The organism is Paenibacillus sp. BK720, assembly GCF_011761545.1.
GTDB lineage: Bacteria > Bacillota > Bacilli > Paenibacillales > Paenibacillaceae > Pristimantibacillus.
Genome location: NZ_JAASRQ010000012.1, coordinates 50,243 through 60,198, shown reverse-complemented (window position 1 = coordinate 60,198; position 9,956 = coordinate 50,243). Strand labels below are relative to the sequence as shown.

General features: G+C 51.1%; 11 protein-coding genes and 1 other RNA gene. All 12 read right to left on the bottom strand.

The window, feature by feature from the left end:
* Positions 1–244: 244 nt before the first annotated feature.
* Positions 245–508: a pro-sigmaK processing inhibitor BofA family protein gene (locus FHT67_RS28840; protein ID WP_132312423.1), complete on the bottom strand. Its 264-nt coding sequence runs from the start codon at positions 506–508 to the stop codon at positions 245–247.
* Positions 505–822, bottom strand: coding sequence for a DUF2508 family protein (locus tag FHT67_RS28835; protein ID WP_347880138.1), 318 nt, complete (start codon positions 820–822; stop codon positions 505–507). Before FHT67_RS28835 ends, FHT67_RS28840 begins: the two co-directional genes overlap by 4 nt.
* A gap of 151 nt (positions 823–973) precedes the next feature.
* Positions 974–1,573, bottom strand: coding sequence for a recombination mediator RecR (gene recR, locus FHT67_RS28830; protein WP_127497867.1), 600 nt, complete (start codon positions 1,571–1,573; stop codon positions 974–976).
* A 105-nt stretch (positions 1,574–1,678) separates the two neighbouring features.
* Positions 1,679–1,990, bottom strand: a complete 312-nt coding sequence (locus FHT67_RS28825; RefSeq protein WP_132312425.1) for a YbaB/EbfC family nucleoid-associated protein — start codon at positions 1,988–1,990, stop codon at positions 1,679–1,681.
* A gap of 23 nt (positions 1,991–2,013) precedes the next feature.
* Positions 2,014–3,792 carry a DNA polymerase III subunit gamma/tau gene (gene dnaX / locus FHT67_RS28820; RefSeq protein WP_132312427.1) on the bottom strand — a complete coding sequence of 593 codons (1,779 nt, stop codon included), beginning with the start codon at positions 3,790–3,792 and terminating at the stop codon, positions 2,014–2,016.
* A 155-nt stretch (positions 3,793–3,947) separates the two neighbouring features.
* An RNA gene (ffs, locus tag FHT67_RS28815) (signal recognition particle sRNA large type) lies at positions 3,948–4,215 on the bottom strand.
* A 61-nt stretch (positions 4,216–4,276) separates the two neighbouring features.
* Positions 4,277–4,711 carry a hypothetical protein gene (locus FHT67_RS28810; protein ID WP_132312430.1) on the bottom strand — a complete coding sequence of 145 codons (435 nt, stop codon included), beginning with the start codon at positions 4,709–4,711 and terminating at the stop codon, positions 4,277–4,279.
* 72 nt (positions 4,712–4,783) lie between these two features.
* Positions 4,784–4,981, bottom strand: coding sequence for a 50S ribosomal protein L31 (gene rpmE, locus FHT67_RS28805; protein ID WP_091190789.1), 198 nt, complete (start codon positions 4,979–4,981; stop codon positions 4,784–4,786).
* Between the two features lie 109 nt (positions 4,982–5,090).
* On the bottom strand, positions 5,091–6,344 hold the full coding sequence (locus tag FHT67_RS28800; protein WP_167202064.1) for a radical SAM family protein: 1,254 nt from the start codon (positions 6,342–6,344) through the stop codon (positions 5,091–5,093).
* 24 nt (positions 6,345–6,368) lie between these two features.
* Positions 6,369–7,733 (bottom strand): transcription termination factor Rho, encoded by a 1,365-nt coding sequence (gene rho / locus FHT67_RS28795; protein ID WP_132312436.1) that lies wholly within the window; start codon positions 7,731–7,733, stop codon positions 6,369–6,371.
* A gap of 116 nt (positions 7,734–7,849) precedes the next feature.
* Complete coding sequence (locus FHT67_RS28790) at positions 7,850–9,103, bottom strand: UDP-N-acetylglucosamine 1-carboxyvinyltransferase (protein WP_132312439.1); 1,254 nt, start codon at positions 9,101–9,103, stop codon at positions 7,850–7,852.
* A 330-nt stretch (positions 9,104–9,433) separates the two neighbouring features.
* On the bottom strand, positions 9,434–9,832 hold the full coding sequence (locus FHT67_RS28785; RefSeq protein ID WP_132312442.1) for a response regulator: 399 nt from the start codon (positions 9,830–9,832) through the stop codon (positions 9,434–9,436).
* Between the last annotated feature and the right edge of the window lie 124 nt (positions 9,833–9,956).

The window sequence follows — 9,956 nt, the reverse complement described above, 5'->3', positions numbered from 1 at the left end:
CTTTTCCGTTATTTCTAACGGGGCAGTTTCGCTCGTTGTTCAGTTTTCAAAGAACAATTTGTTTTTCGTTCATCACCGTATTTCTCAGCGGCGACTTTTATAATATATCACATCCGCCTAGATGATTGCAAGTACTTTTTTAAAAACTTTCTTGAAGCTTTTATTTCCTTGCACTTGGCGCGAGAAGTAATATACCATGAATCAATTCGGAAGGTCAACCCTTTGTCCAAAAAACTTTAAGGGTTCAGACGATAAAGTACTGAACCCCTGCGATTAGCGCGATCCCGGGTACTCCAAGCACGACAACAGTACCTATTGTAACCGGATTTAGCGGTATATATATATTAGGGATAAGTCCGGAGAAATTTAGAACATACAGGACTGCAGCAGCCAATACAATGTGGATTGCAAAATTGCGAAGCCACGTCCACGAGACTCTTTGCCTTACAAGCACTCCCACCAGCGCGACAGACGATAGGATAAGGATCGCTAGCCATAATGTTTTCATTGTAACGCTCCTCTCCATTCCGGCCATACTTTGCAGGTCCGTTTGGCAATCCGGATTAGCATCTCGTACCGCTTTTCCGCCGTGATCAACGCATAAATGGCATAATCAATCTGATCTTCGCCAACGGCAACGTTGAAGAACCGGGTCGCATTCATCCACTCCTTGTGCGCTTCGTCAATCTCCGCCCGCAGATGTTCTCTCCATTCCGCCGTATCCGGTTCAGGTACGGGCCGAAACTGTGTCTTCATCATTTCTAATCCGCCCGTATGCTTGCTTTCATTCGGCTGTTTTATCTCCCGCCATAAATTAACCACTATGCTTCGCCTCCTCTGCTCGTCCACCTGGGACAAGACATTTTCTATATATGTATAGAGGCTCGGACCGAATTTAGAACGGATTGCATCCTGAAAACAAAACAAGAGCCGTCTCCCATGTGGGGAAAAGGCTCTTGCTTCGTTTATTACGTTAACTTAGCTCTCTGCGTCCTTCAAGCGCTTTGGACAAGGTGACCTCATCGGCATATTCAAGGTCGCCGCCAACCGGCAGGCCGTGGGCAATCCGCGTAACGCGGATACCAAACGGCTTAACAAGCCTCGAGATATACATCGCGGTCGCTTCACCTTCAATATTCGGATTCGTCGCCAAGATCAGCTCCTGCACGCGTTCGTCGCTTAGGCGGCGGAGCAGCTCCGCAATCTTGATCTGATCCGGGCCAATTCCCTCAATAGGGGAAATCGCACCCTGAAGCACGTGGTAATGTCCTTGAAATTCCTTTGTCCGTTCCATCGCCACGAGGTCCTTTGATTCCTGGACCACACAAATAACGGAGTTATCGCGCGTTTTGTCCTGGCAAATCCGGCATGGATCGGTATCGGTAATATTGCAGCAGACGGAGCAGTACGTCAGATTCCGCTTAACGCTGACAAGCGCCTTTGCGAAATCAATGACATCATCTTCTTTCATGCGAAGCACATGAAAAGCCAATCTTGCGGCTGTCTTCGGTCCAACGCCCGGAAGCCGCGTAAAGGCATCAATTAGCTTCGCTATCGGTTCGGGATAAAACAAAACGCGCAGCCCCTTTCAAGCCTTCAGCTTAAACGGCTGACGCCGCCCTTGCGGCGGCGTCAGCAAACGTATAGCTTTTATGTGTTATATAGAGGGCAATCCGTCCTAGAACAAGCCAGGAATTTTCATGCCGCCAGTGAATTTGCCCATATCCTGGTTCGCAATTTCGTCTACTTTTGCCAGCACGTCATTAACGGCTGTCAAAACAAGGTCTTGCAGCATTTCAACATCATCCGGATCTACCGCTTCAGGTTTGATGGCGATGCTCAGGATTTTCTTGTGGCCGTTCGCTACCACGGTTACGACTCCGCCCCCAGCCGTGCCTTCAACCGTTTTGTTTACAAGCTCCTCTTGAGCTTTCATCATTTGCTCTTGCATTTTCTTCACTTGCTTCATCATTTGGTTCATGTTATTCATGACTTATCACCTCATCGTAATAGTTAATTATCTTCTTTAATTACAACCAAGTCTTCACCAAAAAGCTTAACAGCTTCCTCTACCCATTGTGGACGCTGCTCCTCCCCGGTGTCAATCGCATCCGGCTGTAATTCCAGCGTTTCTCCCTGCTGCTCGCCTGAGCGTTCGGCCGCATTCTGCCATTCCTTCAGCATGCAGGTTGCAAGCTTGGCCGGATTGCCGAATACGTCCTGCATCACCCGTTCGATAATCTCCCGGTGTGCCGGCCGCTCCGTGGTTTCCCGGTGCATCGTATTCTTGAAGGCGACAAGAATCGTAGAATCCGTCGCGGCTACCGGCTCGCCGTCAACCAGCCAGGCATGAACGGTAATTCTTGCTTCCTTCACCCGGTGCAGCACTTCGTTCCACTTCATCCGAACTTGCCCCGTCCCTGGACTGCCGGCTGCGGCAACAAACGGATCAAGCTTCACCGTAGACCGGCTGACAGCTGCCCCGCTTCCGCCAAAGCCGCCGCGGCGGGACTGGCTGGCAGGCTGCCGGACCGCACCGCCATCCCCCGCTCCGGAACCTGATCCTGCAGCTCCGCCATTTTGAATAAGCTGCTCCAGCTTCCGCTCAAGAATCTCTACCTGCTGGCGAAGACGCTGCACTTCAGCCGATGCCGCCGGCGGAGAGGATGCCGCGGTACCGCCGCCGCTACCCGATCCACCAGCGCTCTCGTTACCGATTGTGCAGATTTTCATCAATGCGACTTCAAACAGCGTCTGCGGCTGCGAAGCATGCTTCATATCCGATTGATACGTATTAAGCGTATCTATCATTTTAAATAACCGCTCAGAGCTGAAGGCATCGGCCATCCCGCGGAACCGTTCGGCGTCAACCACCCGCTCCGTTACGGCGCCCTGCGGAGCTAACTTTAATACAAGCAGATCGCGGAAATAGAAGATCAAATTCTCCATGCATTTGTCCGCGCTTTTCCCGGCTTGCGTTAAACTCTCGACCAGCGGCATGATGGCAGCTACATTACGGTCCCGAATTGCCTCTGCCAGCGCATAGAACTGATCCGCGGCCATGCCCCCCGTTACGTCAACCGCTCCGTCAAGGGTAATTTTGGATCCGCCAAAAGCAGCAACCTGCTCAAGCAAGCTTATCGCATCGCGCATCCCGCCTTCGGATAGACGGGCAATATAAGCGATCGCATCTTCTTCCGCCTCGATGCCTTCCTCCCGGCAAATCTCAAAGAGCCGTTCCGATTGTTCCTCCAGCGAGACCTGCCGGAAATCAAATCTTTGGCACCGGGAAATTATCGTAGCCGGAAGTTTATGGGGCTCCGTGGTCGCCAAAATAAAGATAACATGTCCAGGCGGCTCCTCTAACGTCTTCAGGAGCGCGTTAAACGCCTCGGACGTCAGCATATGGACTTCATCAATAATATACACTTTATATCGAACTTCAGACGGGGCGTAACGGACTTTATCGCGAATGTCCCGTATTTCGTCAATACCCCGGTTGGACGCCGCGTCAATCTCGACAACGTCCATAATATGACCGGCCGTTATGCCGCGGCATGCATCGCATTCGTTACAAGGCTCTTCCGCAGGGCCCCGTTCACAGTTAACCGCTTTCGCCAACACCTTGGCAGCCGTTGTTTTCCCCGTTCCCCGGGGACCATTAAATAAATAGGCGTGCGAAACGCGATTCTCCCGAATCGCATTTTGCAGCGTTTGTATAATATGACGTTGTCCAACCATATCCTGGAACGTCTGCGGACGCCAGGCACGATATAATGCAATATGACTCACGCTTTTACGTTCCTTTCGGCTTGCTCATTATTGTTCTCTATTATACATCATGAAGTCTATAAGCAAAACAAAAACACCCGCATTTCTGGCATCTGCTTCTTCGAAACAGATCCACGTCGCTGGTGTTCCTTCGCTTAATCTATGAAAATAATGAACCGTGCACCTGCCCTCGATAACATGCGATCCAGGCGGCACTCTTGCGTCTCAGCTCGGGTCAGGCACTCCCCCGGCACATGAACTAACTTGCTTATGGCTGCTTCCTTCCGGACCTGACCAGGTTCACAAGCGTCCATTGCGGAGGACCCAACCGTCAACACTGATTGCAAGCGCCAAGCCCTGCATCACATAACCTAAAGCAGGAATTCAACCTCGCTAAAGCGGATTGCGAGTTACAGGGCACCGCTAACTCCCCATCTAGCACGGCAAAACTAAGTATAGCCCATCCAAACGCAAAGCGCAACCGTAGGATAATGGCAGATAAGAATTAACGGGATGCTTTCACTTTGACATGGTAGCGCGGCATGTTGAGCTGAACTACCTGCTCCGTCTTTGCCCGAAGCGCCTCAACCTGGGCATCCGTCAGATTGGAAGCAGCTTTAATATGAACGGTAAGATCCCCGCCGTTAAACGCAACTCGGCTGCTTTTAATCCCGTCGATGGGCTGAATCACCTGATTAATAAGCTTCCTGTCCGTATCGTAATTAAGGAACGTCTTGTTATTAGGCAGGTTCGGGTTACTGTTGGAATATCCCATGTAACCGTCATGGCCATAGGTTTCCACCTTGCCGTCATTCGTCCGGTGGCCGTTGTTCACGCCGTCGGCAGCGCAGCCCGCCAAGCCGGCAATGACCAAAGCCGGTATCGCAAAACCCATAAATATTAAGCGCAGCTTGCGGCGCAGCATCTTTTTGGTAAGCAATCAAAAAACCTCCCTTTAACCATAGGATGGCTAAGGGAGGTTTTCTTATTCTGCCAAATTATGCGGCAGAGATTAGATGCCGTATTTCTTTTTGAAACGATCGACGCGACCGCCTGCATCCAAGAACTTTTGCTTACCCGTGAAGAACGGGTGGCATACGGAACAAACCTCTACGCGAAGATTCGATTTGATCGAACCTGTCTCGAATGTGTTACCGCAAGCGCAAGTGATGTTGGATACGTGGTATGTCGGATGAATACCTTGTTTCATCTCGTTCACCTCTTTCTGCCCTGAACCACATGCGGGCCCAGAGTTATAAATCACACAACACGGATTATAGCACGACGATTACAAGCATGCAATGCCGATGTTTTGCCAGCTACCTGCGTGCCGCTGCCGGCGGAAGATGCGTGTACGAGCCGATCACCACATCCGGCAGCTCCTCGCGGAAGATTTCAAGCATCTGCTTCATGCCGTAAATCTCGCCTTTGGCAGGAGGAATCAACTGCAGATAGCTCTCCGGATCAATATTCAAATTACGCATTTGAATAAGCTTAAGTCCGGTCCGCTTCGCAAACCCGATCATCGCTTCGATCTCTTCCTCGCGGTCGGTTACCCCCGGGAAGATCAGATAGTTGATGGACGTGTATACCCCTTTATCCGTCGCATACTTCAAGGATTTCTCCACATTGGCAAGCGTATAAGCACGAGGCTTGTAGTAGGCATTGTAATGCTCGTCAATGGCGCTGATCGTGCTGACGCGCATCAGGTCAAGACCCGCGTCGACGATGGCGCGCATGAAGTCGGTAAGTCCAGCATTCGTATTGATATTAATATAACCCAGGTTTGTCCGGCTTCTAACGATCTTCATCGCTTCCACGATGATTTTGGCCTGCGTGGAAGGCTCGCCTTCGCAGCCTTGGCCAAAGCTGATGATCGATTCCGGCGTTTTCAGATGCTCCATCATCACTTCCACGATCTCTTCCACCGTCGGCTTGAAATTCATCCGCGTCTGAGGCGCAACAAACCCGCTGTCATCCGGCTGCTCCGAGATACATCCGAAGCATCCCGCGTTGCAGGAATAAGAAACGGGCACACCGCCCTCCCAGCGCTGCAGGAACGTATTGGAAGAAGTTAAACACTCGTAACCAAGCGCGCAATGCGACAAATGCTTGTACAGCCTGTTCTCCGGGTATTTGGCAGTCAGCAGCTCTACCCCTTTGCGGACATCACCGCGATCGCAGTTAAGCGGATCCCATTTGTACGGATCGTCGCTTTGCTCCGCCGCTACATAAAAGCCGCCGTCCTTCCAAACGACAGAGGTATATCCAAAGAGCGGAAACTTCTCGTTCTTATCGGTCTTCACATAGCTTGGCAACGCCAGCCGGGTAAAGCCCTGCGGCAGCAAAGCGCCGACGGCCTGGTAATTGCCGGAGAGCATTTTCATTTCGCCGGTATCCGGGTCCATAAAGACCGGCCGGGTATGGGGAAGCCCTACGAGCGTAGCCCCCCTAGGCAGAGGGATCAGCTCGTCCTCCATGAGTTCGACGATCATGTCGCCGCTGCGCCCAAGCGCTATATAGTCAGGATGATCAAACACATTGCCTTTCTCATCCGCGTATACGAGATTCATCTTGATGTCCTCCTTCCGGCGGCACTAGGAGCCGTGCGTCGTGCGCGGCGCCGGTCGCCTTCCGGTTGCTGCGCTGCTTTTGAGTCCCGTTCCCGTAGTGCCCGTCCCTGCGCTTGTCCGCTGCTGCGGGGCAGGCTTGTCTTCCGATGTGTCCAGCGACATCAGGAATTCCTCATTCGTCTTCGAATCAGCCAGCTTCTTGAGGAAGCCGTCCACGAAATCAGGCGTATCGGTCATATTGCGGCGCACAACCCATAATTTGTCCAATTCTTCTTTCGATAAAAGCATTTCTTCGCGGCGCGTACCCGATCTGCGGATATCGAGCGCCGGAAAGATACGGCGCTCCGCGAGCTTGCGGTCAAGATGCAGCTCCATATTGCCCGTACCTTTAAATTCTTCATAAATGATATCATCCATACGCGAGCCGGTCTCGATTAGCGCCGTCGCCAGGATGGTCAAGCTTCCGCCTTCCTCCACGTTACGGGCTGCGCCAAAGAAGCGCTTCGGACGATGGAAAGCCGCCGGATCAATACCGCCGCTGAGCGTACGTCCGGATGGCGGCACAACCAGGTTGTAAGCACGGGCAAGACGGGTAATGCTGTCGAGCAAAATAACAACGTCTTTCTTATGTTCCACCAGCCGCAACGCACGTTCAAGAACCAGTTCCGCTACTTTTATATGATTCTCAGGCACTTCGTCAAAGGTGGAAGCAATCACTTCGCCCTTCACGGAACGCTGCATGTCCGTTACTTCCTCCGGACGTTCATCAATCAGCAACACAAATAACTCGATATCCGGATGATTTGTCGAAATACTGTTCGCGATTTCTTTGAGCAGCAAGGTTTTACCCGCTTTTGGCGGCGCTACGATGAGTCCGCGTTGACCAAGGCCAACAGGCGCAAGCAAATCCATAATTCGAGTAGAAAGTTTGGAAGATGCCGTCTCCAGCACGAGCTTTTTCTGTGGATAAAGAGGAGTTAGAGCGGGAAAATGAAGTCTTTCGGCCGCTTGCGCAGGATCCGTGCCGTTAACGGCGTTTACCTGGAGGAGGCCAAAGTATTTCTCTGAGTCTTTCGGCAGCCGGCATTTGCCTGATACAAGATCACCGGTACGCAAGTCGAACTTTCGAATCTGGGAAGCAGAGATGTAAATATCCTCTTTGCTAGGCAGATAGTTGATCGGCCGCAGAAAACCAAAGCCTTCCGGCAACGTTTCAAGTACACCCTGCATAAACATGAGGCCGCTTTTTTCCGCTTGTGCGCGTAATATCGCAAATATTAATTCCTTCTTCTTCAGCTGTCCGTAGTACGGGATTTGGTACTGCTTCGCCAATTTGTACAATTCGGTCAGCTTCATTTCTTCGAGATCGGAGATCTGAAGATCCGTCATATTCTCACCACTTTGTATTCAGTTTTAGCTATCATTATATACCCGATTTAGCGAGTTCTATTCGTCCAATCTCCCATAAAGAGGCCAAACCGGGTATTTCGTACGATTAAAATGAATTATTCCGTTTCCCGCCAAACATCCGCGCCAAGCTTGCGCAGGTTATCAACGAGATTGTCATAACCGCGGTCAATATATTCTACGCCAGTAATCTCCGTAATTCCTTCTTTGACGGTAAGCCCGGCAATCACAAGCGCTGCACCCGCCCGCAGATCAGCGGCTTTAACCTTCGCCGCAAACAGCTCCCCGCCTTCGATAATCGCCGAACGGCCTTCGACCCGAATGTTCGCGCCCATCCGATTCAGCTCCGGCACATGCTTGAAACGGTTGCTGTAAACATAGTCGCTCAGGATGCTGACGCCCTTCGCTTGAGCAAGCAGCGTGGTCATCGGCGACTGAAGATCCGTCGCAAAGCCAGGATAGACAAGGGCTTTCACGTCAACGGCCGTATACTCCGGCGCTCCGATAATGCGGATAGACTCGTCCATCTCCTGAACGGTTACGCCCATTTCCTCAAGCTTCGCCGTCATCGCTTCCATATGCTTCGGAATGACGTTGTCGATGGTCACGTCTCCGCGCGTTGCCGCGGCTGCAATCATGTAAGTACCCGCTTGAATCCGGTCCGGAATAATCGAATGGCGGCAGCCATGCATGCTATCTACCCCTTCAATCCGGATCGTCTCCGTTCCCGCCCCCTTGATTCGAGCGCCCATCGCGTTCAGAAGCGTGGCTACATCTATAATCTCAGGCTCTTTAGCCGCATTTTCAATGATCGTGGAGCCTTTGGCCCGTGAGGCCGCAAGCATGATATTAATGGTCGCGCCAACGCTGACGACATCGAGATAAATTTTCGCTCCGCGCAGCTCTTTGGCGTGAATCCGCATCGAGCCTTGTTCATTGGTAACGGTAGCCCCCAAAGCTTCAAAGCCTTTAATATGCTGGTCGATTGGCCGCGGCTCGAAATTGCAGCCGCCCGGCAATCCGATAATCGCTTCCCCGAAGCGTCCAAGCATAGCACCCATCAAATAATAAGAAGCACGCAGCAGCTTCACTTTCCCATTAGGCATCGGTTTCGATTCAAGCCGCGAAGGATCAATCTTCATGACATCGCCCTGCCAGCTTACGACAGCCCCGAGGTCCTGCAGGATCTCGCTGTATACGACAACATCGCTCAAATGGGGCAAATTGTCCAATACCACTTCTGATTCTGCCAGTATGGCAGCCGGAACCAGAGCGACGGCACTGTTCTTTGCTCCGCTTATTTGGACGGTGCCCCGCAGCGGACGTCCACCGCGTATCATCAATTTCTCCATCAAATATAGTCCTCCCGAAATGTAAGAAGAAACATAGGAAAACCGCCATATGGCGCGAGCTTATACTGACACGCTCGCCGTGAAGGGCGGCTCATTATCCCGTACTCCTATTTAGTACACTTTGCTTGTTTTTACTTCCACGCGAAGCGGAATTTTATCATTAATAATAGATTAACATGTCTATAAGACCGTTGATTCTGAGCCATTATACCATATCGGGACAGGGAATGGTATTTCTCTTACGGAAGTAGGCAAAGGGTGAGAAACCTTTAATTTAGATCAAGCAAATTGAGCCTACTAAAAGAGAATTCTCATAAAAAAAAGGGTCCCTCAGGACCCTACCGCAAAGCGGTTATTGGAATTTCCGCCGTGAAGCTGCATATTAACCGCAATCCGCATCTCGTCAATATCAAACGGCTTCGTGAAATGCATAACGGCCCCCAGATCAGTCGCTTCCTTGATCATGTCAAGCTCGCCGTATGCCGTCATCATGATGACTTTGATCTCACGGTTGATTGCCTTCACATGCTTTAAAATTTCAAGCCCGTCCATCCCCGGAATCTTCATATCGAGAAGAACGAGGTCAGGATTCTCGGCTTTTACGATTTCCAGTGCCAACCTACCGTTTGAAGCTTGGAAAGTATTGTAGCCTTCACTGCTGAACACTTCCATCAGAAGCACACGGATGCCATTCTGATCATCAACGATCAATAGCTTCTTCTTCTCCAAGATATTTACCTCCCGCGACTCGACCCACAACTGGTCAACTCTTCCATAATCGTTAATATATTCGCGCGGAGAGGTACATTATCCTGCTTTTCCACTAAAAAAATTGAGAAAATCGGATGTTAGA